The sequence below is a fragment of the Arthrobacter pascens genome (assembly GCF_030815585.1).
GTDB classification, from domain to species: domain Bacteria; phylum Actinomycetota; class Actinomycetes; order Actinomycetales; family Micrococcaceae; genus Arthrobacter; species Arthrobacter pascens_A.
On sequence record NZ_JAUSWY010000001.1, the window covers coordinates 2,968,173 to 2,989,838 of the forward strand.

General features: G+C 65.3%; 13 protein-coding genes and 1 pseudogene. 7 read left to right on the top strand and 7 right to left on the bottom strand.

Translation table 11 applies throughout. From position 1 onward, the window contains the following. Positions 1 to 51 precede the first annotated feature (51 nt). The 5 genes from QFZ30_RS13760 to QFZ30_RS13780 all read right to left on the bottom strand — a co-directional run bounded on the left by QFZ30_RS13760 (position 52) and on the right by QFZ30_RS13780 (position 9,938). The gene (locus tag QFZ30_RS13760) at positions 52 to 6,222 is read right to left on the bottom strand and encodes an Ig-like domain-containing protein (protein ID WP_307077084.1); all 6,171 of its coding nucleotides are present in this window, start codon (positions 6,220 to 6,222) and stop codon (positions 52 to 54) included. A 115-nt stretch (positions 6,223 to 6,337) separates the two neighbouring features. After that, positions 6,338 to 7,477 carry an adenylate/guanylate cyclase domain-containing protein gene (locus tag QFZ30_RS13765; RefSeq protein WP_307077086.1) on the bottom strand — a complete coding sequence of 380 codons (1,140 nt, stop codon included), beginning with the start codon at positions 7,475 to 7,477 and terminating at the stop codon, positions 6,338 to 6,340. Beyond that, the gene (locus QFZ30_RS13770; RefSeq protein WP_307077088.1) at positions 7,467 to 8,066 is read right to left on the bottom strand and encodes a PH domain-containing protein; all 600 of its coding nucleotides are present in this window, start codon (positions 8,064 to 8,066) and stop codon (positions 7,467 to 7,469) included. Before QFZ30_RS13770 ends, QFZ30_RS13765 begins: the two co-directional genes overlap by 11 nt. Then, on the bottom strand, positions 8,059 to 8,967 hold the full coding sequence (locus QFZ30_RS13775) for a biotin--[acetyl-CoA-carboxylase] ligase (RefSeq protein WP_307077089.1): 909 nt from the start codon (positions 8,965 to 8,967) through the stop codon (positions 8,059 to 8,061). Before QFZ30_RS13775 ends, QFZ30_RS13770 begins: the two co-directional genes overlap by 8 nt. Before the next feature lie 71 nt (positions 8,968 to 9,038). Further along, positions 9,039 to 9,938 carry an SDR family oxidoreductase gene (locus QFZ30_RS13780; RefSeq protein WP_307077091.1) on the bottom strand — a complete coding sequence of 300 codons (900 nt, stop codon included), beginning with the start codon at positions 9,936 to 9,938 and terminating at the stop codon, positions 9,039 to 9,041. A gap of 246 nt (positions 9,939 to 10,184) precedes the next feature. On the opposite strand from QFZ30_RS13780, the gene QFZ30_RS13785 reads away from it, so the two are divergent. The 4 genes from QFZ30_RS13785 to QFZ30_RS13800 all read left to right on the top strand — a co-directional run bounded on the left by QFZ30_RS13785 (position 10,185) and on the right by QFZ30_RS13800 (position 15,431). Then, positions 10,185 to 11,768 carry an acyl-CoA carboxylase subunit beta gene (locus QFZ30_RS13785; protein ID WP_307077093.1) on the top strand — a complete coding sequence of 528 codons (1,584 nt, stop codon included), beginning with the start codon at positions 10,185 to 10,187 and terminating at the stop codon, positions 11,766 to 11,768. Next, the gene (locus tag QFZ30_RS13790; protein WP_307077095.1) at positions 11,765 to 12,004 is read left to right on the top strand and encodes an acyl-CoA carboxylase subunit epsilon; all 240 of its coding nucleotides are present in this window, start codon (positions 11,765 to 11,767) and stop codon (positions 12,002 to 12,004) included. Before QFZ30_RS13785 ends, QFZ30_RS13790 begins: the two co-directional genes overlap by 4 nt. A 49-nt stretch (positions 12,005 to 12,053) precedes the next feature. Continuing rightward, a complete protein-coding gene (locus QFZ30_RS13795) occupies positions 12,054 to 13,739 on the top strand; it encodes a DUF885 domain-containing protein (protein WP_307077097.1) in 1,686 nt (561 codons plus the stop codon). 255 nt (positions 13,740 to 13,994) lie between these two features. Next, a complete protein-coding gene (locus QFZ30_RS13800) occupies positions 13,995 to 15,431 on the top strand; it encodes a dicarboxylate/amino acid:cation symporter (protein ID WP_307077099.1) in 1,437 nt (478 codons plus the stop codon). Positions 15,432 to 15,542: 111 nt separating this feature from the next. Here QFZ30_RS13800 and QFZ30_RS13805 read toward each other — a convergent pair whose 3' ends face one another. Together QFZ30_RS13805 and QFZ30_RS13810 are read right to left on the bottom strand one after the other, a co-directional pair. Continuing rightward, positions 15,543 to 16,109 carry a hypothetical protein gene (locus tag QFZ30_RS13805; RefSeq protein ID WP_307077100.1) on the bottom strand — a complete coding sequence of 189 codons (567 nt, stop codon included), beginning with the start codon at positions 16,107 to 16,109 and terminating at the stop codon, positions 15,543 to 15,545. A 135-nt stretch (positions 16,110 to 16,244) separates the two neighbouring features. Continuing rightward, a complete protein-coding gene (locus QFZ30_RS13810; protein WP_307077102.1) occupies positions 16,245 to 17,228 on the bottom strand; it encodes a VOC family protein in 984 nt (327 codons plus the stop codon). Positions 17,229 to 17,373: 145 nt separating this feature from the next. Here QFZ30_RS13810 and QFZ30_RS13815 point away from each other — a divergent pair, with 145 nt between their 5' ends. The 3 genes and pseudogenes from QFZ30_RS13815 (at position 17,374) to QFZ30_RS13825 (ending at position 21,656) form a co-directional block, all read left to right on the top strand. After that, positions 17,374 to 18,351, top strand: a complete 978-nt coding sequence (locus QFZ30_RS13815) for a helix-turn-helix transcriptional regulator (RefSeq protein WP_307077104.1) — start codon at positions 17,374 to 17,376, stop codon at positions 18,349 to 18,351. A gap of 36 nt (positions 18,352 to 18,387) precedes the next feature. After that, positions 18,388 to 19,122 (top strand): TetR/AcrR family transcriptional regulator, encoded by a 735-nt coding sequence (locus QFZ30_RS13820; RefSeq protein WP_307077106.1) that lies wholly within the window; start codon positions 18,388 to 18,390, stop codon positions 19,120 to 19,122. Position 19,123: 1 nt separating this feature from the next. Then, a pseudogene (locus tag QFZ30_RS13825) lies at positions 19,124 to 21,656 on the top strand (MMPL family transporter). The last annotated feature ends 10 nt before the right edge of the window (positions 21,657 to 21,666 follow it).

The following is a 21,666-nucleotide window of genomic DNA, read 5'->3' on the forward strand; positions in this document are numbered from 1 at the left end:
GTTCCCGTGGCAGGCGATGGGGAGTTCTACCCGCCTTCCGGGCGACGCCGGCTATGGTGTATCCCCTACCGGGAAGGTGCAGCGCGGGACGCCGCTCTGCCCGGGCGGGCCAATCAAGGTGTGTGTGGAATCGACCCAGCGCGTCGCGTTCGGCGAACCACGCATGATGTAGTACCACTGGCCGTCCCCGCTGTACGGGGTGCCGTGCGGCTTCCAGCACATGATGTCAAACGCGTCGAACCGTGACATCCAGGGTCTGGTGTAGCCCGACTTTCCGTCACAGGTACGAGCATTCGGATCATAGGACGTGGGTCCGGGCAGATCGGTGCAGCTGCGGTCCATCCCGTTGTTAAGCTTTGTGGTCCAGCGGGTCTTCGCGGCTCCGGACTGGGCGGACGCCGAGGCGATCGGACCGCCGGTGCCCCGGGAGTTGACGGTCTGGACCTGGATCGAGTGCGGCTCGCTGAAGCCGCCGGTGTTGACTGTCCGGCTTCCCGAGGCGGCCACTCTCTCCCAGCCCCCGCCGTCGATGTTGATCTGGGTGTAGGCGACATCGTTGGTCGAGGTGGACGGCGAGTTCCAGCTGAAGCTGAGGTTCTTTTGGTTCTCTGCCCCGTTCTGCCCGGCGGCCGACGGCGTTCCGGGCGCGCCGTACGGACTCGCGCTCGCTCCGGCACTGGCGTCGGAACTTGGCGCCACACTTGAGTTGGCGGTCACGGTGATAGTGGTGGCGGCACCGTTTGTGAAGCCTCCCTTGGTATCGCCGGGCCTGACGGGCCCGGACTGGCCGGTGGTGGCGTAGTAGGTGTAGCTGACCTCGCCATAGGCCGAGCCGTTGCGTTCCGCCGCGGTCAGTTCCCTGAAGTTGATGGTCACCTGCTGGCCGGCGCCGCCGGTGTTGGCCTCCGTGACGCTGACCCCGGACACCTGGCTTAGCTTGCCGGTGGCGCGGCGCGGAGCGGAGGGCGCGCTGACCGCACCCTTGCCTGCCTTGTTTTCGGCCTGGACAGTGAAGGTATACGAGGCCTCCGAGTTGTTGGCGGTGAAGTTCGCTGTCCGTACCGTCCCGGCAACCATCTGGGTCTGCGGCGCCCCGCCGCCGCCGCTCATGGTCACGTAGTAGTTGCTGATCGCATCGCCGTTGGTGTTCGGTTCGGTCCAATTGACCTTCAGCTGGTTGGACGTCCCGACGGCGGACGCAACCGACGTCGTCGGAGCTGCCGGGGCAGTCGGAACTCCGGCGGGGTTGTCCTCGGCCGAGTACATGCCCCATTCGGAGGGCCCCAGCTCGTTGACGGCCTGGGCGCGCACCTTGTACCGCACGCCGTTGGTGAGGCCCGGCCAGGTGTAGGTCAGTCCGGCCACGCCGTTCTTCACCGCAATCCCGCTGGCCGGCGGCGGGGAGATCTCCAGGTTGTAGTTCTTCACGGCGGAGCCCTCGGTCTTCGCCGCGGGCCAGGTGATCACCATGTTCTTATCCCCGGCCTTGACGGCGGGAGCCTCCGGCGGAGAAGGCTTCTCGTCCGGCCGGATCTCGTTGGAGGCCTGCGACGGCGCGGACTCCCCTACCTCGTTGGTGGCGGTGACCGTGAAGACGTACTTCACATCATTGGTCAGTCCGCTCAGCGTGCAGGTGGTGGTGGCACATTCCTGGCTGAACCCGCTGGAGCGCACCGTGTACTTGCTGATGGTGGCACCGTTGTCCGAAGGCGGAGTCCACTTGAGCACGGCAGTGCGGCTGCGCACGTCCGTTGCGGTGGGCGCCGAGGGTGCGTCCGGCTCGTCCCGGACCGTGATGCGCACGCGGCCATCGGTCTGCCGGGAGACGTCCTCGGTCTTGTCCATCACGGTGTAGCGGAGCACCATGACGCCCTTGAAGCCGTTGGCCGGGGTGACGGTGATGGAGTCGCCGGCCACCATGGGCTGTCCGGCCGCGGAGCCGGTTTCCACCGTGGCGGCCACGATCCGCAGCGGGGTCTCGCTGAAGGGGTTGAAGTCGTTGGCGAGGACGTTGATGGACTCGGTCTTGCCGGCGTTGGCCTTCTCGATCACGTCCTCGTTCGCGACGGGCAGTGGCCGGTTGGACGCCACCACCGTTGCCGTGACGGTGGCCCTTGCCGGCTCGGAGCGGCCGTCTGTGACCTTGAGCGGAATGCTGCCCTTCCAGCCCGCACCCCTGCCGGAGTCTGCGGTGACTTTGAGGGTGGCACCGTCCAGCGTGGCCTTGAAGCCTTCCGGCAGCGTGCCGTCCAGCTCAAACTTGAGTTTCTCCTGGTCGTCTGGATCCACGTCCTTGGCCAGGTTGCCCAGCTCCAGGCTGGCGGACTCGGCCTTGGGCACGTCGAGGGAGGTCCCGCTGAAGCTTGGCGGGTGGTTGGCGTTTGGATCCGGGATGACCTTGGTGATGATGCTGAGGGTGGATTTGAGGCCCTCCGGATCCTCGGGGCCGGTACCGTCGGTCACTTCGAAGGTGACTGATCCGGGGCCCACGTAATCCTCGAGCGCCGCGTAGCGCAGGGCGCTGCCGTTGCCGGCCACGACGTTCTGCGAGTCGGCGCCCTGCACCCGAACCTTGTCCACCTGGGTGATCCGTGGGGTGCGGCCCTCCCGTACGCGGACGTATTCGTTCAGGTCCAGGTTGCTCTCTTTGCCCGCCATCACTTCGACGACGTCGTTACGGGCCAGCGTGGGGTGCTGTTCGCCCTGGCCCGGAACCCAGATAACCGCCGTCGCTCTTTGTCCGTCGACGTCGGTAACTGTGTACGGGACCAGCTGGTCCTTCGGAGCGAGGGTCACAACGACGTTTCCCTCGCCGCCGGCACGGGCGTTCGGATTTCCGTCCGGCAGGCCGATCTTGAGCTCAGCGGCCACGCCGTCGGGATCGGCATCGTTCTTCAGGACCGGGACATCCACGGCGGACTTGCCCAGGGTTTCGGCGGGGGTGACAACGTCGTCCTTCGCAAGGGGCAGCTTGAGGGCGGCGTCCGGGCTGACCCGGACACGGATCACGGCGCCGCCCTGGGCCTTTTTGTCGTCCTGGATCTTGTAGGCGACGCTCTCGTTGCCGGCGGTTCCCGGGGCGGTGAGGAGCACCTTGCCGCCGTCGGCTGCCTCGACGGCGAGTTCCGGCCGGGATTCGAAGCCGTTGGACACGAGGCTGATCGGGTCTCCGTCGGGGTCCGAGTCGTTGGTCAGGGCGTCGACGGCGATCTTGCGGCCGGGCCGGACGTCCACGGCGTCATCGATGGCGATGGGCTTCTGGTTGTTGGCTTCCTGGGGTGCGACGCCCACGATCACTGTGCCGGTGTTTTCGGCGCCGATGCGGTCCTGAACGCCGTAGCTGAAGGTGTCCGTTCCGGCTGCCTTTCCGCCGGCGGTGTATTCGAGGTAACCGTCCTTGACCACTGCCGTTCCCATCGACGGGGCCTTGTCTACGCCGGTCAGCTGGACCGAGTCGCCGTCGGTATCCACGCCGTCGAGCGGAACAGGGATCCGCACCGTCATGCCGGCCACCACGCGGGCGGTCAGGTTTTTGGGTTCGGGGCGGGTGTTGCGCTCGTCGTCGCGGGCCCGGATGCGGATGGCCACCTGTTGGGAGTCCGACTGGCCGGACGCATTGGTGACCTTGTAGATCGCGTATACGGTCTTCGGGATCTCGCCGGCGATGAAGCGCAGCATGTCGCCGGAGGTGAAGATGCGGCCGTCGGCGGGGTCCGGCTGCTGGGCCAGGACGGGTTCCAGGGTCAGCTTGCCGCCGTTGGGGTCGGTGTCGTTCTCCAGGACGGGGATGGTGACGACGTCTCCGGCGCGCACTGTTGCCTCGTCCGGTTTGGCTTGCGGCGCCTGGAGCTTGGAGGGCGCCGGGACCACAAGGACGGCGATCTCCCCGCTCGCGGAGGACTTGCCGTTGGAAATGGTGTACTTCACGCTGAGCTGGCCTTCGGCGCGGATGTCGGTGATCCGGACGACAGAGTGGTCCAGCACGGAGACGCTCACCGGCAGTCCGTCGGCTGCAGTCACGGACTGCACCACGAGCACTCCGCCGGAGGGATCGGAGTCGTTGCCGAGGACGTCCACCAGCACGCTGCCGCCGCTGGGCAGCAGCGCGGTGTCGCGGACCGCCACGGGGGCGCCGTCACCGCCTCCCGGGACGACGTCGACGCGGACCAGCTGCTGGGCACTGGCCGGACCGTTGGTGACGAGGTAGGTCACGTAGTGTGCGCCCTGGGCGGTCGAGTTAAAGGTGAAGGTCTGCTGGTCCGCGCCCATCGTGGCGGTCGACGTGCCGTCAGGAGTGACCTGGGCGAGCCTGAGCGCACCGCCTTGCGGGTCTGAGTCGTTCTTAAGCGGGGTGATCACGGTGTCCACCCCGGCGACGGCGACCACGTGATCCGCGTTGGCGATCGGCGGTAGGGCCCCTGGTGCCCGGACGTCGACGGTGACCTTGCCCTCGGCGGAGGATCGTCCGTCCGAAACGGTAACCGTGACGGTCTTGCGTCCGGGTTCCGAGCCGGCGTCCTGGAAGCTGAGCAGGCCGTCCGGCCGGACCTTGACCTGGTCGCGGGGATCGCTGCTGGCCGCACCAACAACGAACAGGTCGTCGCCGTCGGGGTCGATCCAGTCGGTGAGGATGTTCTGGCTGACGATTTTGCCGGACTGGACCACCAGCGTGGTGTTGCGGTTGGGCTTCTGCCGCGGGGCCGAGTTCTCCCCCGGCGGGACGATGCTCAGCGAGACATCGGCAGCGGCGGAGAGCCCGCGGCCGTCGTCGGCCGTGTATTTGAACGTTTCCGAGCCGGTCTTGTCCGCGCCCACGCTGACCTGGAAGCCGGTGGCGCCGTAGATGGGCGCGAGCAGCCCGGATTTGAGCGGGTCCGGCGCGCGGACGGTGAGGATGTCGCCGTCGGGGTCGGTGTCGTTATCCAAAACGGGCAGGATGGTGGTCTTGCCGGCACGCACACCGAAGGTGTCGGGTTTTGCGGCTGGCGGGCTGTTGGGCTTGGTGCGGTCCGGGAGCACGGTCTGCTGGACCTCGTCGGCCGAGTCCTTGTCCGCGTCGTCGGAGGTCTGTTGCGGCGGGATGACGTCGTCCCAGTTGTTCACGAGCTGCATGTTCTGGTTCACCAGCCACACGTTCCCGGAATTCACGTCATTGAGGACCACCAGGTCACGGTTGACCCGGAAAACGTACGACGGCGACGCACTCGCCTTGGGAACGTCCACGTTCTTGTCATTGGCATCATTGGTGCAGTCACGCACGTACTTGTTGGCACCCGACCAGGCCGCATGCACGCAGCCGCCGAGCTGCACAGGCGCCGCCGGCACGCCCTCGCCGCCGAACGTCACCGTCTTTGCGGTGGAGCCGTCCAGCGGCTGCTTCAACAGGGCCTTCGGCGTCGCGACCGCTACGGCATCCGAGGCCGGGCCGGACAGTTGGAGCTTCGCGTCCCGCGCGTCCGGCAACGCAAGTTCACGCCCGCCGGGCAGGAACAGCTTGCCCTGGGCCGCGTCCAGGACCACCGGCTGGTCCCCCACAACCGCCAGCTGCAGCTCGGCCGCGCCCCTCAAGCCATCCCAGGTGCTTGACCTCGCATCTATGCGCTCGCCTGCGGCGTTGACCGTGGTTACCGTCACCTGGCCGGACTTCGGATCCACGCTGTAGATCCGGTCATCAGCCCCGACAGCGGAGACGGTTCCGGCCGAACCGGCCATCACCGGCTCGGTGTTTTCCTCATCAAATCCGTTGACCGTGGAGGGAGAGAGCGCCCAGACCCTGCCCTTGGCCTCGTCCGTTACCGCGATGACCTTGGAGCCAAAGCTCACCTCCGCCGAGCCAGGCAGCTTCTTGTCCCCGCCCAGGCGCATGTTGGCTGCCGAGACCTGGTTCAGCGTCGACCCGGCGTTGTCATCGACGAAGACGTTTCCGGCATCCTGGAGAACGTCGAAGGTGGTGCTCGCCGGTGTCACCGCACCGTCCAGGACGCGGGAGGGGTAATTCAGCCGCCCTACCGCGTTCTTGGATTTGGAAACTACCCACACCCCGCCGTCGTTCAGGTCCACTTCGGTGGTCTTGAATCCGGGGTAGAGCACAGCACCCGTCACCAGGACCACAACAGCGGCACCAAATGCGGTACCAGCAAGCCACCGCGAACGCGGCAGGCCCCGGACTTTGGTCCTGGCTGCATTCCGGTTTTTTGCGCGCGCTTGCCTGCGAAGATTCATGGCTGTTCCCTCAGTGATGCTCCGGCACGGCCGGTGACCGGCCCGCTTCCGCCTGGCACCACTGACTATATCGCTATTACCAACAAATGGATAAATTCAGTGAAGGCGCGAAAGCTCAGTCCAGGACAAGGCCTTTTCCTTGCCCGCGGCTGAGCAGGACGGGGTGGATTTCGCCGAAGCCGCGGACGTTTTCGGCGGGCTGCGGCAGCAGGACAAAACGCTCATCCTGGTCGAGTGCGGATGCCGTCATGGAATCCACCAGCACCGTCCCGGGATCTGCGAGGGTTGTCAGCCGGGCAGCGAGATTCACCGTGGGGCCGTAGATGTCCCCGAGCCTGGACAGTATCCTGCCCCAGACCATGGCAACCCGGGCCTCCGGCAGGATTTCATCCTCAGTGAAGGCCTGCGCCAGGGCCAGCGAGATTTCGGCACCCGCGGCCGGAGTCTCCGCTATGTAGAGGACTTCATCGCCAACGGTCTTGACCAGGCGGCCGCCACCTACGGAAATGATCTCAGCGCACTTGTTCTCGAAGCGCTGGACCAGCCGGGCAAGCGTCTTTTCGTTCATCCTTCGGGACAGGCTGGTGTAGGAAACCAGGTCAGCGAAGCCCACGGCGCGCGCGAGTGGCAGCGGGGCGTCATCCTCATCGCCTTCGCGGCCCTCCTCACTGGCTTGAAGGCCTGCTTCGGCACGGACGGCCAGCCGCTGGACACCCGCGTTGAGCTGGCGCCGCCATGAGTACACCAGCATCTCCTCAAGCGCATCCACCAGGGTGGGCAGTTCGTTCACAAGTCTTTTGCGGGCCACCGCGTCCGTGACGCCCTGCTCATGGACCATGTCCTCAACCAGTGCCTCGATCTGCCAGACCACCATGCGGTCAGTCATCTGGCCGATGGACCGGGTCACCGAAATTGCGGCCTCCTCCGTCAGCATCCCGGACCTGACCAGATCCACCACAGTGGAGAGCGCCGCCTGGTCGCGCTCAGTGAAGGCGACGTCCTCATCACCGAAATTGGGGAAACCAAGGGCACGCCAGAGCTTGCGCGCTGACAGGAGGGAGAGCCCGGCGCCGGCCGCGACTTCGCGACGCCGCAACTTCCGCTCACCGCCCAGCAGCCTGGTTTCGAGCGCCTTGGCTGCCAGCCGTTCCACTGACAGGGTTCCGGTTGGCGGGTGCGCCAATGCCGGGTTGGGAAGCTCAGGCGCGACCGGAGCAAGGGGGGCCGGCTGCTCCTGCTGGTCCTCATCGTTCATCTCGTCCACCTTCTCTCAGATCCCACGGCAACGTCTCGTCGGTGTAGTCCGATATCTCATCCGTTTCACTCTCCCCGCCCTCGGGGAGCTCGTCGATCGCATCCAGGACAAAGTCCCGGAACCGCAAGGCTTCCGGCATATCCTGGAAAGTGACGACACCTTGGTACCCGGTATCCAAGGATATATTCCCTGAACGCAATATGCGCTGCAGCACCGATTGGTTGACCATGAGGTTGCGCACGGCTGCCAGGTTCACCTGCTGGTCCCGCCGCCTCAACATGCCATATCTGGCAACTATCCTGCGGCTGGTGAGTATGTAGCGGGTGGCCTGCCACCGCATCAGCCGTGGCAGGCAATACGCCAACCATATCCATGCGACGCCGAGGACGCATCCCGTCACAAGCCAGGGCGACCACTGCGGCGAGAGAGCAGGGATCAGCCGGGTGGCCTCCCCGCGAATGATCCAGGCGCTGGCAAACGCCGCCGCAGCCGGCGCGGCGATGAAGGCTGCGGCAGGTCCGGCCAGCTTCCTCGGCTGCGGGCGGGTGGCCACGATGACCTGTTCGCCCGGCGCGAGGTCTTTACGCATAGCCGCCTTCGTGACCCTGCCCCGGCGGGGTCCAGGGGCGCAGATGAACCACGTCGCCGGCAGTCACCACATGTTCGCGGGCTTCACGGTCCACCACCATGAGCGAGCCGTAGTCATCCAGTCGGGACGCATGCCCGATGATCTCGTGGTCACCGGGCAACTGAGCCCGCACCTGCTTGCCGAGCGTTACCATCACCGCCTCGACCCGTTTATGAAGGGACGGTCCGCCGGCGATTCCGGCCCCCGGGTCGCCATCGGCATTGCAGAAGCTGCGGTACAGAACCGCGAAGTGGGAGAGGTAGCTCTTGAGCAGCAGGGTGCGGTCCGTCGTGAGCGGCTGTTCCAGGGTCACGGAGGTGGCCGTGGGGACGGGCAGTTCATTCGAATTTAGGTTAACGTTCAGGCCGGTGCCGAGTATCACCGGCGGAACTGAGCCGTCACCCATGGGTCCCAGCTGGGCGAGGATTCCGGCTATCTTGCGGCCGCGGACCAGAACGTCGTTGGGCCATTTGAGTTCTGCGGGGATCCCCGCCGTCTCCAGGAGTGTCTCGCGCAGGGCGAGCGCCGCCAACAGCGACAACCAGGAGTAGCTCTGGGTGGCAAGAGGCCTGCCCTCGGCGTTGGCGGGCCGCAGGACGATGGAGACGGACACCGCACTGAGGGGAGGCGCCTCCCAGCGCCGGTCCAGCCGTCCGCGGGCAGCCGTCTGGTATTCGGCCGTCAGCACGGACAGGTCAGGCCACAGCTGTGGCTCCACTGCCACCGACCGCAGGAGGTCGGCATTGGTGGAACCGGTCGAGTCCACCACAACCAGCTTGGGGATCCCGGTGGCAGACAGGAAATCCTGGTCGGCCAGTGCTCCGCGGTTCAACGGGGCCCCCTGGGCGTGTGCGTCATCCATAGTTGAATCCTATCGACTTGCGCGCGTCCGGCGGCTGACCCCACGGCTCAAGGTTCCCCGCGACCGGCCACTCAGAGAAAAATGTCAGGAACCAGCTGGTCTTCGGCGGCCCCAAGGCTGTAGGGCCGGAAGTCAGTGACCCCCGCAGCGGCCAGTACCTGCTCGTCGGTGTAGAAGTTTCCGGTGGATGAACCACCGGGAGCGTCTTTTCCGGCAAGGTTGCTGCCGGTCAGCACCGCGTGCGCGGCGTCGGCCATGATCTGGGGTCCACGGGCGGCCTGGACCATGGCTTCGCCACCGGGCATGTTACGGATGGCGGCGGTGTCAATCAGGGTGCAGGGCCAGAGGGAGTTGACGTTGATGCCATCGCCCTTGAGTTCTTCTGCCAGGCCCAGGGTTGTCAGGCTCATGCCGTATTTGGCCATGGTGTAGGCAAGGTGCTTTCCTGCCCATTTGGGGTCAAGGTTCAGCGGAGGCGACAACGTCAGGATGTGGCCGCCGGCCGATTTACGCAGCGCAGGCAGTGCCAGCTTGGACAGCAGGAACGTGCCGCGGACGTTGATGTCCTGCATCAGGTCGTAACGCTTCATGTCCACGTCGTCAGTCGTGGAGAGGTCTATGGCGGATGCGTTGTTGATCACGACGTCGATGCCGCCAAAGCGCCCGATTGCTGCGGCAACAGCACCGGCAACGTCGTCGTCGTTGCGGACATCGCCCACGAGGGGCAACGCCTGCCCGCCGACCGCTTCCAACTCTTCGGCGGCACTGTAAACAGTGCCCGCCAGTTTCGCGTGCGGCTGGCCCGTCTTGGCCATCAGGACGATATTGGCACCGTCACGTGCCGCCCGGGTGGCAATGGCCAGTCCGATGCCGCGGCTGCCGCCGGATATCAGAATGGTGCGGCCCTGAAGGGAACCGGCGGCCTGGTACGGCGCTGCTGCGGTACCCGAAGCATCGTTGCTCGTAGTCATGGCACCACTGTAGCGGAGTAATGTTACTGACGAGTAACATAGCGGTGTATGCGACGGCTGCATCGAAAATTGTAGGTTTTCTACAGCCGTTCCGGTCTGGAGCGTCACTAGACTAGCCAGCAGGGTTCGTCCTTTGTGCGGAAGCTACTTAAGTCTGCGCCGGACGGGCCAACCACCAACACAGCACCACATTCTTAAGCACCACATTGTTACAGCACCAATCTGCTACAGAGCCGGAGACAATTGATGAGCCACGATCTGACAACGACAGCGGGAAAGATAGCTGACTTCCGCGACCGCCAGGCCCGTGCAGAACAGCCCTCCGGCCCCGAGGCCATCGAAAAGCAGCATGCCCGCGGCAAGAACACGGCCCGCGAGCGCATCGACCTCCTGCTCGACGAAGACTCATTTGTCGAATTCGACGCTCTGGCAGTACACCGCTCCACCGCCTTCGGCATGGAAAAGAAGAAGCCCCTCGGCGACGGACTGGTCTCCGGCTACGGGACCGTGGATGGCCGGCCGGTGGCCGTTTACAGCCAGGACTTCTCCGTCTATGGCGGATCCCTAAGCCAGGTTAACGGTGAGAAGATCGTCAAGGTCCAGGAATTCGCCCTGCGAAACGGCTGTCCTGTGGTGGGGATCCTCGACGGCGGCGGCGCCCGCATCCAGGAAGGCGTCGCCTCACTGGCCATGTTCGCGGACATTTTCCGGAACAACGTCCATGCCTCCGGCGTGGTGCCGCAAATCTCGCTGATCATGGGCCCGTCCGCCGGCGGCGCGGCATACTCCCCGGCACTCACGGACTATGTGGTGATGGTGGACAAGACCTCTCACATGTTCATCACCGGCCCTGACGTCATCAAGACGGTCACGGGCGAAGACGTGGACATGGAAACCCTGGGCGGCGCCCGCCAGCACAACGCCACCACGGGTACGTCAACCTACCTGGCCTCAGACGAGGCGGATGCCATCGAGTTTGTCCGCGAGCTGCTGGACTTCCTGCCGTCCAACAACCTCTCCGAGGCGCCGGTACTGGAACACCAGCAGGAGCTGGAAGTCGACGACGACGATCTGGCCCTGGACACGCTAATCCCTGACTCCGCGAACCAGCCGTACGACATGCGCACTGTCATTGAGCAGATGGTGGACGATGCGCATTTCCTGGAGATGCAGGCGCTGTACGCCCCGAACGTGATGATCGGCTACGGCCGGGTTGAAGGGCACACGGTAGGGATCGTGGCCAACCAGCCGCTGCAGTTCGCCGGGACGCTGGACATCGCCGCCTCGGAAAAGGCCGCCCGCTTTGTCCGGCACTGCGATGCGTTCAACATTCCCATCATCACGCTGGTTGACGTTCCCGGTTTCCTGCCGGGCAAGGACCAGGAGTTCCAGGGCATCATCCGCCGTGGCGCCAAGCTCCTGTACGCCTACGCGGAGGCCACGGTTCCCAAGCTGACGGTCATCACACGGAAAGCCTACGGTGGTGCGTACATCGTGATGGGCTCCAAGAAACTCGGCGCGGACCTGAACCTTGCCTGGCCCACGGCGCAGATTGGCGTGATGGGTGCGCAGGGCGCCGTCAATATCCTCTACCGCCGCGACCTGGCCTCCGTTGCCGAGGCCGGCGGGAACGTGGAGGAACGGCGGGCCGAGGTCATCCGGCAGTACGAGGAGGAACTCCTGAACCCTTATCAGGCCGCCCAGCTGGGATATGTGGATGCTGTCATTGCACCGTCCGAAACCCGGCCACAGATCATCAAAGGCCTGAGGGCGCTGCGGGACAAGCGGGCCAGCCTGCCCACCAAAAAACACGGGAACATCCCGCTGTGAGCGAACTGGACAGCGACCTGAACCCGCCAAACCCGCCAGCCGCACCATTGTTTTCGGTGGTGAAAGGGCAGCCGTCGGCCGAGGAGCTCGCGGCCCTGACCGCCGTCGTGCTTTCCCTCGCTGGTGCGGAAACCGCGGACACCCGCAAGCCCACCGTCCGCCATTGGGTGCGCCGGCAGCAGCTCAGGCTGGCACCCACACCGGGACCCGGCGCGTGGAAGCGGAGCCGGGGCTAAGGGCCCTGCAAGGATTCCATAACCACATCGGCGCCGTTAGTCTCGTGGAGTGACTACCGAACCTGCACCCCTCGCCCGACCAAAATCTGCCATCGATGCCGTGGCGGATGAGTACACAGACACCCTCATCCGGCTGAATCCCTCGTTTGCCACCACGCTTGGCCTGCCGGGACATGAGAGCGAATACCCGGACTACTCCCCTGCCGGAATCGCGGAATTCGCCCAAGCAGCCCGAACGGCACTGGCGGCCCTGGACGGTTTGGAACTCCAGGACGACGTCGACGCAGTAACGCTCGACGCCATGCGGGAGCGGTTGGGCCTCCAGCTGGAAATCCACGAGTCCGGCTGGGACGAAGCCGAACTGAACAACATCGCCTCACCGGCGCAGGACATCCGCGCCATCTTCGACCTCATGCCCACGGAGACCAGCCGGCACTGGGAGCATATTGCGGGGCGTGCCCTCAACGTTCCGGGCGCAATCAGCGGCTACATCGACTCGCTGCGGCAGGCCCGGGATTCCGGCCGGGTTTCGGCGGCACGCCAGGTATCCATCGTCATTGAGCAGGCCACCAAATACGCCGCCGGGGACGGATTCTTCGCCAAGCTGGCCTCAGGCGCGAAAGCCGCCACCGGTTCCCTTGACGGGGCCGTACAGGAAAAGCTCGACGCCGGTGCTGCCGCCGCCCGGAGTGCCTACACGGAGCTCGCAGAGTTCCTTCGCACTGAGCTGCTGCCCTCTGCCCCGCAGAAGGACGCTGTGGGCAGGGAACGCTATTCCCTCGCCTCACGCTCCTTCCTGGGGGCTACCGTGGACCTGGAAGAGACTTACGCCTGGGGCGTCCAGGAACTGGACCGCCTGATTGCCGAGCAGGAACAGGTGGCTGCCACCATCAAGGCCGGTGCCAGCATTGCGGAAGCAAAGGAAATCCTCAACAACGATCCTGCCCGCCAGCTCAAGGGCACCGAGGCCCTCAAAGCCTGGATGCAGGAGCTCTCGGACAGGGCTGTTGCAGATCTGGCCGGGGTGCACTTTGAGATCCCTGACGTTATGAAAAAGCTGGAATGCCTGATTGCCCCCACAGACGAGGGCGGCATCTACTACACCGGCCCCTCCGACGACTTCAGCCGTCCCGGCCGGATGTGGTGGTCCGTTCCTGCCGGCGAGGACACCTTCACCACCTGGGCCGAAACCACCACGGTTTTCCATGAAGGCGTCCCGGGCCACCACCTCCAGGTAGCCACGGCAACCTACCGGCGGGAATTGCTCAACAACTGGCGGCGCAACGTCTGCTGGACCTCCGGCCACGGGGAAGGCTGGGCACTGTACGCAGAGAAGCTCATGCAGGAACTCGGTTACCTGTCAGACCCGGGCGACCACATGGGCATGCTGGACATGCAGCGCATGCGCGCCGCCCGCGTGGTCTTCGACATCGGCTTCCACCTTGAACTCGCGGTCCCGGAACGCTGGGGCTCCGGAGCCTGGACAGCAGAGAACGGCTACGAATTCCTGAAGGAGAACCTGCCCATCAGTGAGGGCCAGCTTAATTTCGAGTTCACCCGCTATCTCGGTTGGCCTGGCCAGGCGCCCTCCTACAAGGTGGGCCAGCGCCTCTGGGAACAAATCCGCGCCGAACTCGAAACCCGGCCGGGCTTTGACCTGAAAACCTTCCACACCGAGGCTCTGAACATCGGCTCCGTCGGGCTCGACACCCTCCGGCGTGCCCTGCTTTCGTAAATCCGGATGTCCGACCGGGAGGGCAGACACCCTCGGCGTGCTGCTCCTTCGTCGCTTTGACGCACGCTGCCGGGTGCCTCCCCTCCCGGTCGTCGGCGGCGAGACTTTTGCCACACCCGGCCCGGGAATTACTTCACAATTAGTTGCTCCGACGCCGGATTTACGGGGATTTTCCGTTATCCAGGACCAGATCGCGGCGCAACATTTCTCAACGTGCGTTCGTGGTGGTACGTGAGTGACGCCTAGCGTATTCGGGTGAGCACTCAAACCCGCACCCCCGATTCCGCAGGAAAGACCGGCTTCCAGCTGCCCAAGTGGGCTGGCTCGTTCGGCTTCCAGATCATCGCCGCCCTCATCGTTGGCCTGGGCCTCGGCCTGCTGGCCAAGTACACCGGCAGTACCAAAGCCAGCCCCAATGGCCTTGGCGCCACGCTGCAGACCATTGGCTCCAGCTACGTGTCGCTGCTGCAGACCGCCGTGGTGCCGCTGATCTTTACCGCGGTGGTCAGCTCCATCTCCAACCTGCGGCAGGTTTCCAACGCCGCCAAGCTGGCATGGACCACCCTGCTCTGGTTCGCCATCACCTCACTGATCGCCGTGCTCATCGGCATCGGGCTGGGTGTCCTCCTGCAGCCTGGCGCCAATACGGGGATCACTGAGGAAGCCACGTACTCGGGCAAGTCCGGTGACTGGTGGTCCTTCCTGGTAGGGCTGTTCCCCAAGAACTTCCTGGGCCTCGGCGCCAACACCACAATCACCGAAGGCGTAGCCACCACATCCGTCAGCTTTAATGTGCTCCAGATCCTGGTGATCGCCATCGCCGTGGGCGTTGCCGCGCTTAAGGTAGGGAAGGCAGCAGAGCCGTTCCTGGCTCTCAATGCCTCGGCCCTCGCCGTCATCCAGAAGGTCCTTTGGTGGATCATCCGGATCGCTCCGCTGGGCACTGTTGGCCTTATCGGCAACGCCGTAGCCGTCTACGGGTGGGACACCATCGGCTCACTCGGGAAGTTCACCTTCGCCATTTACGTCGGCCTGGCTCTTGTACTCTTCGTCGTCTACCCGGTCCTCGTCCGCAGCCACGGCCTCTCCGTGAAGCAGTACTTCTCCGGCGTGTGGCCCGCCGTGCAGCTGGCGTTTGTCTCACGCTCCTCCATCGGCACCCTCCCGCTGACCCAGCGGGTGGCCGAGCGCAGCCTGGGCGTGCCCCGCGCGTACGCTTCCTTCGCCGTGCCACTGGGCGCCACCACGAAAATGGACGGGTGCGCCGCGATCTACCCCGCCGTCTCGGCCATCTTCGTGGCCCAGTTCTTCGGCATCCAGCTGGACTTCAGCCAGTACCTGTTGATCGCACTGGTATCTGTTCTCGGTTCGGCCGCAACGGCAGGTACCACCGGTGCCGTGGTCATGCTCACGCTGACCCTCTCCACGCTGGGACTGCCCCTGGCCGGCGTCGGACTTCTGCTGGCGATCGACCCCATCCTGGATATGGGCCGCACCGCCGTGAACGTCGCAGGCCAGGCGCTGGTTCCGACAATCGTGGCGAAGCGCCAGGGCCTCCTGGACGAGGCACTCTACAACGCGCCCCGCAACGGGGCTCCCTTTGTGGACGACGACGCCGACTCCGCCGCCACTGATCCCTCCGCGGCATCGGCTCACGCAGCCAGCCGCGAACTGGAAGACGCAAAATCCTAGCCTACGGCGAATGCCCTCACCGTGACTGCGACAGCAGCACTGAAGAAGTCCCCGGGTTCTCCCGGGGACTTCTTTTTGTGGGGGCGTCCCGACGACGGCCGTGCGCCTGAGCTAGCGGCCGCCTCCTCCGATCACGCCGGCCTCGACTGCTTTGGTCACAGCGTCCGCTTCGGCCTGGGTGAGTGTGCCGTCGGTGACGGCCTTGTCCAGCCTGGTCTTGAGCGCTGCAGCTTTTTCGGCCTGGGCCTCACTGCGGAGTTCCGCAAGGGCCGTGGTGACCTTGGATTCGTCGATGCCCAGCGCCTGCGCGAGGGACTTGGCGAGGGCCGCATCCCTGGTAGCGGCGTCCGGCTTCCCGCCCTCAGCTGGCGGAGTAGTGGGCCTGTTGGCTTCACGGAACGCCTTCAGCGCGTCCGTCACCTTGGCCTCGTCCACGCCGAGCTTGGCGGCCAAGGCGGAGGCCTGCGCGACGCCGCGCTCACCGCCCCGGCCGCCGTGCCTGCCCTTACCCTCGGTGGGAGCCGTGCTGGCGCCTCCGTCAGCGGAAGTACCGGAGCTGGCGCTGGGTGTGGGGGTCGGCGTCGTGGTTGCGGAGGCCATGCCAGCCACTCCGATCCCGGCGCCAAGGGCAAGCGCCGTTGCCGAAAGGCCAAGGGTGATTCTCTTAGTACCTGACATCTTCTTTATCTCCTGGATCTGCCGTGCAGCGACGGCTGCTCATGGTGATTCGCCTCTCCCGAGGCATACCAAGCATCCAGCGGCAGGTTCTGGAAGAGCTGTTGGGAACCTTTCATCTACCTGTGAATGTGGAATTCAAACCAATTTTGTCCCGGAGACGTACTCCATCGCCTTCACGAATACAGGATCCGTGGCACGTTCCATAGCCTGGTCCTCAGTGAGTTCCAGGACGCGGCACTGGATCCACCACAGATTGCCCAGCGGGTCAGGCACGCGGCCCACCCTGTCCCCCCAGTACATCTCAGTCATTTCCGTAACCGCTGTGGCGCCTGCCGCGAGCGCCTTCGCAAACGTTGCGTCCCCGTCGTCGACGTAGAGGCGGAGGAACGCCGGGGTGTCAGGCCACTCAGGGCGTGAGTCGAAGGCAAGGATGGTGGAGTCACCGATCCGGGCTTCTGCATGGCCGATCGATCCGTCGCCCATCGGTACCCGGAAACTCTCCTCTGCCCCAAATGCCGTGCTCATGAAGTCCAACAGGGCCGCAGTGTCCCTCGAAATGATCCAAGGCTCCACTGCCTTATGTCCCGCCGGGATCGGCTCAACCCCCTCGGCACGGGCTGGCGAAGGCAGGTTTCGGATGATGGCCGGGCAATCGTCGGGATGGTTTCCCTTGCCCCTCATCGCCTGGTCGAAGGAGCGGATGGCATACTCCATCCCGGCCGCGTACACAGGAGCGTTCCAACGCGCCTCTGCCTCGTCCGCAGGGACGTCCTCTACCTGGGACATGATCCACCAGATGTTCCCCAGAGGATCACGGACGCGGGCGCCACGGTCACCCCATGCGCTGTTGCCCAATTCGGTGACCATGGTTGCGCCGGCGGCGCACGCGCGGCGCACGGTGTGGTCCGCATCGTCCACGTAGATCCTGAGGAGTGCCGGCGTTTGCGGCCAGTCCGGCGCGGCGTCAAATCCCATGATGACGCTGTCCCCGATCCGCGTCTCGGCGTGGCCGATGCGTCCGCCCCCGATGTCGAGGCTGAAGGGATCCTGCGCCCCGAACGCCGTGGCCACAAAGTCCAGCAGCCCCGTGGTGTCCGACGAGATGATCCACGGGGTCACGATTCCGTACCCTCGGGAGCCGTCCTGAGAGTGGTGTTTTCCTTCGTCACGGTGGTCTCCTTGTTCCGGGTTGGTGTGTATGTCTCCACGGTAGAATCGAAGTAGGACAACTTGTGGCCTATATCCACGGTGAAATTATCCCGAGGTGAATGAGAAGATGAGCGACACTCCTTCCCGGCTCCTGCGGTTGCTCTCCCTGTTGCAGACGCCGCGCGAGTGGCCGGGCAGCGAACTGTCGGCTCGGATGGGTGTCAGTGCACGTACGGTCCGCCGGGACATCGACAGGCTGCGCCAGCTGGGCTATCCGGTGGAAGCGACCATGGGGGCCGCCGGTGGATATCGGCTGACATCCGGCGCCCCCATGCCTCCTTTGATCCTGGACGACGACGAGGCAGTGGCTATCGCGGTGGGCCTGCGGGCAGCAGCCGGGCAGGCCGTTGCGGGAATCGAAGAGGCATCAGTCCGCGCCCTGGCTAAATTGGAACAGGTGTTGCCGTCCCGCCTGCGCTACCGGGTACGGTCCTTAGGCAATTCGACAGTGCAGCTTTCGGCACCGGGCCCAAAGGTTGATCCCGGGATTCTCACCGTTCTGGCCGCCGCCATCGCAAATCACGAACGGGTACGGTTCCGCTATCAGTCAGCAGCCTCTGCCGAAGCCGGCCGCCACGTGGATCCCGACCGGCTTGTTGCAGCGGGGCGCCGCTGGTATCTCGTGGCCTGGGATCACGACCGGGCGGACTGGCGGTTTTTCCGGGCCGACAGGATCACGGAAGCGCGCGGCACAGGGGCCAGGGCTACGCCACGGCAGCTCCCGGCCGAAGACGCCGCGGCCTTCCTGAAGGAAAGAATGTTCGCCCTGGCACCGGTCTTCGCAGCAGACGTGACACTGCACATGCCAGCTGAACAGGTGGCAGACATCCTCGGAACGGCGCAGGGGCAGATTGTTGCCCTGGGGCCTGCCACCTGCCGCCTGCACGGCCTGACCGACACCCTGGAATGGCTAGCCACCCGCTTGGCCACCCTGGGCTGTGAGTTTGACGTGCATGGGCCTCCCGAACTGATCGACCACTTCCGAACTCTGACCGCCAGGTTTGAAAGGTCTGTGCGGAAGGAGAAAGAATAGTTGCGCAGAGTGCAAAGATGCACGTAGTGTAACCGGATGCCTCAACCTCAGCCGGCTCCCAGCGCTGCCCCCGGCGGAACGGCCCCGCCGCCGTCGCGCCGTGAAAAGAACAAGGCCGCCACCCGCCAGGCCATTACCGATGCGGCACTGACACTCCTTCGGAGCAATGGTCCCGGCAATTTCACAGTGGAGGACATAGCCGACGCCGCAGGGATCTCCCGGCGCACGTTCTTCAACTACTTCGGCAGCACAGAAGCTGCGCTGGCGTCGATGACCCACGGCTTCCTGGACAACGCCCTCCAGCAGTTCCGGCTGCGGCCTGCAAGTGAACCCATCCTCGAATCCGCCCGCGCCGCGCTGATGGAACTTGCCGACCCCATGACTGTTGCTCCCCTGGCCGAGCTGTTCACGCTCATTGAACAGAACCCGCAGCTGTCCCGCTCCGAACTGGAAGCGTGGGACCACTGCACCGAACAGATCATCGCCGCAGCCAAGGAACGCAACGCAGGAACTCCTGGCGCAGTGATCGATGAACTGTATCTGCGCGCCCTGGCAGGTTCGGCGATTGCCTGCGGGAAAGCGGCCATGGACGTGTGGTTTGCGCGGTGCAGTGGCGACATGTCGCCGGCCTCCCTCTCCGTGCTCCGCCAGCTGCTGATCGATGCCATCGGCCATCTTGGCGCCGGCTTCGACGGCGGTGCACGCGCCACCTCCGCGTCCCCCACCCCAGGCTCCCCCACCCCAAGCTCCCCCGGCACAGACAGGCTCTGAAATGGCTCTACTGCTTTACCGCCTTGGCAAGTTCTCCTACCGCCGCCGCTGGCTTGTCATCGCGTTGTGGCTTGCCGTGATGTTGGCCGTGGGCGGCGCTGCAACCGCCCTCCACGGCACCATGTCCAACAATTTCCAGATCCCGGGTACCGAAACCCAGCAGATGGCGGACAAGCTCAAGACAGGACTCCCCGAATCCTCCGGCGGAGCGGCCGGCATTGTGTTCGAGACCAGGGACGGGAAGTTTACCCAGGCCGGGAAGGACGCCGTATCGGCTGCCCTGGCCAAACTGGAGTCGCTTCCCGACGTCCGGGGCACTGTGGATCCGTTCGCCGCGCAGACGCAGCTGGACAAGGCGGCTTCGGACCTCGCCGCGGGCGAACAGCAGGCCGCGGCGGGCAAGGCGGAGCTCGACAAGAACAGGGCCGGGCTCGCGGCCAGCGCGGCGCAACTGGCCGAAGCCGAGCAGCAGCTCACCGCCGCAGGCACCCCAGCCGCCGTCATCGAAGCCCGGCTCGGACAGCAGAAAGCCGCCCTGGCGGCTGGACAGCAAAGGCTCGACGCCAGCGCGCAGGAGCTTGCGGCCGGCGCGGCCAAGCTGGACCTCGCCAAACGCCAGCTTGCAGCATCGTCCGGCCTGCGTTTTGTATCCGAAGACGGCACCGCGGCCTTGGCTCAGGTCCAGTTCAGGACCTCCATCAACGGCCTGGAAACCCAGCGTCCGCCAGCAGGTCCAGGAAATCGCGCAGGAAGTCTCCGCAGCAGGCGTGACTGCGCTTGCCAGCAAGGAAATCACTGAGGATGTTTCGGAGCTGTTCGGCATCTCCGAAATCCTGGGCATTGCGATCGCCGCCCTGGTCCTGATCGTTATGCTCGGCACCCTGATCGCTGCCGGCCTTCCGCTCCTGATGGCCCTGATAGGCGTGGCCGTTGGAGTAGGCGGCACCTTCGCCCTCAGCGGGGCTGTGGACATGAGCTCCATTTCGCCCATGCTGGCATTGATGCTGGGGCTTGCCGTAGGCATCGACTACTCCCTGTTCATCGTCAACCGGCACCGCAGCCAGCTCCTGGCCGGCATGGACGCCGAGGAATCCGTTGCCCTGGCCACCGGCACCTCCGGCAACGCCGTGCTGTTCGCCGGCCTCACTGTCATCATCGCCCTTGCCGCACTGGTGGTCCCGGGCCTGCCGTTCCTGGCCGTGATGGGCCTTTCCGCCGCAGCGACAGTCGCCGTCGCCGTTGTGGTGGCGCTGACACTGACGCCGGCCGTCCTCTCGCTGATGGGCCGCAGGCTCATTTCCCAGCGGGCCTGGGCCAGGGCAGCCAAACGCGATGCCCACCCCGGCCACGAAGCTGAGGACAGGGCCAAGGAAGAACACCGCAGCAGTCACGGCTGGGGCGGCCTGGTCACCCGGCACCCCGTTGCCGCCCTTGTTGCGGGCGTGCTGCTGCTGGGCATCGTGGCCCTGCCGGCCAGCCAGTTGCGGCTCGCCCTGCCCGACGGCGGTTCGGAGCCGGTGGATTCGCAGGCCTACCACGCCTATGACGTCACCGGCAGGAGCTTCGGCGAGGGGATGACAGGGCCCATCGTGGTGGTGGGTGAGTTTCCGGCCGGCCTGAGCGAAACGGAAGCACAAACCAGGCAGCTGGATGTGGCCGACGTCCTGCGTGGCATGGACAACGTAACTGCAGCAGTGCCCGTAGCCCTGAGCGAGGACCGCCGCACCGCCGTCTTCCAGGTGGTTCCCCAGGAAGGACCGGCCAGTGCCAGCACCGTCCAGGTGGTCTCCGAGCTGCGTGCCAACAAGGCCGGGATCCAGGAGGCCACCGGTGTCAGCATCGGGCTCACCGGCCAAACGGCAGGCAATGTGGACGTGTCCACCAAACTAGCTGAGGCCCTGCCCCTGTACCTGGCCATCGTGGTGGGACTTTCCATGATCCTGCTGCTGCTGGTGTTCCGCTCCGTCGTGGTACCGCTGCTGGCCACAGGCGGCTTCCTGCTCTCCCTGGCCGCTGCGTTTGGAGCGGTGGTGGCGGTGTATCAGTGGGGCTGGCTGGGAGCCGTGTTCGACGTCGCCAACCCCGGCGCTGTCCTGAGCTTCCTGCCCATCATCCTGATCGGCGTGCTCTTCGGACTGGCCATGGACTACCAGGTGTTCATCACCTCCGGCATGCGCGAATCCTACATGCACGGCGAGTCAGCCAGGCACGCTGTGCGCAGTGGCTTCAGCCATGCGGCGGCCGTGGTCGCAGCTGCCGCCATCATCATGGTCAGCGTATTCGCGGGCTTCATCTTCAGCCACCTGACTATGGTTCGTCCTTTGGGATTTGCCATGGCTTTCGGTGTGCTGGTGGACGCGTTTGTGGTGCGGATGACCATCGTGCCGGCAGCGATGTACCTGTTGGGCAGCAAGGCCTGGTGGCTGCCCACGTGGCTGGAACGGATCCTGCCGGACGTCGACGTCGAAGGTGCCAGGCTGCGCCAGGACGCCACCTCCGCGCCGGCATCGACGGAGCTGGTCCACCAGGCCTGAGCAGGCCCGT

Excerpts from the sequence above, each read along its gene's own strand:
- QFZ30_RS13760 (WP_307077084.1), bottom strand. The coding sequence starts at position 6,222 with ATGAATCTTCGCAGGCAAGCGCGCGCAAAAAACCGGAATGCAGCCAGG.
- QFZ30_RS13765 (WP_307077086.1), bottom strand. The coding sequence starts at position 7,477 with ATGAACGATGAGGACCAGCAGGAGCAGCCGGCCCCCCTTGCTCCGGTC.
- QFZ30_RS13770 (WP_307077088.1), bottom strand. The coding sequence starts at position 8,066 with ATGCGTAAAGACCTCGCGCCGGGCGAACAGGTCATCGTGGCCACCCGC.
- QFZ30_RS13775 (WP_307077089.1), bottom strand. The coding sequence starts at position 8,967 with ATGGATGACGCACACGCCCAGGGGGCCCCGTTGAACCGCGGAGCACTG.
- QFZ30_RS13780 (WP_307077091.1), bottom strand. The coding sequence starts at position 9,938 with ATGACTACGAGCAACGATGCTTCGGGTACCGCAGCAGCGCCGTACCAG.
- QFZ30_RS13785 (WP_307077093.1), top strand. The coding sequence starts at position 10,185 with ATGAGCCACGATCTGACAACGACAGCGGGAAAGATAGCTGACTTCCGC.
- QFZ30_RS13805 (WP_307077100.1), bottom strand. The coding sequence starts at position 16,109 with ATGTCAGGTACTAAGAGAATCACCCTTGGCCTTTCGGCAACGGCGCTT.
- QFZ30_RS13820 (WP_307077106.1), top strand. The coding sequence starts at position 18,388 with ATGCCTCAACCTCAGCCGGCTCCCAGCGCTGCCCCCGGCGGAACGGCC.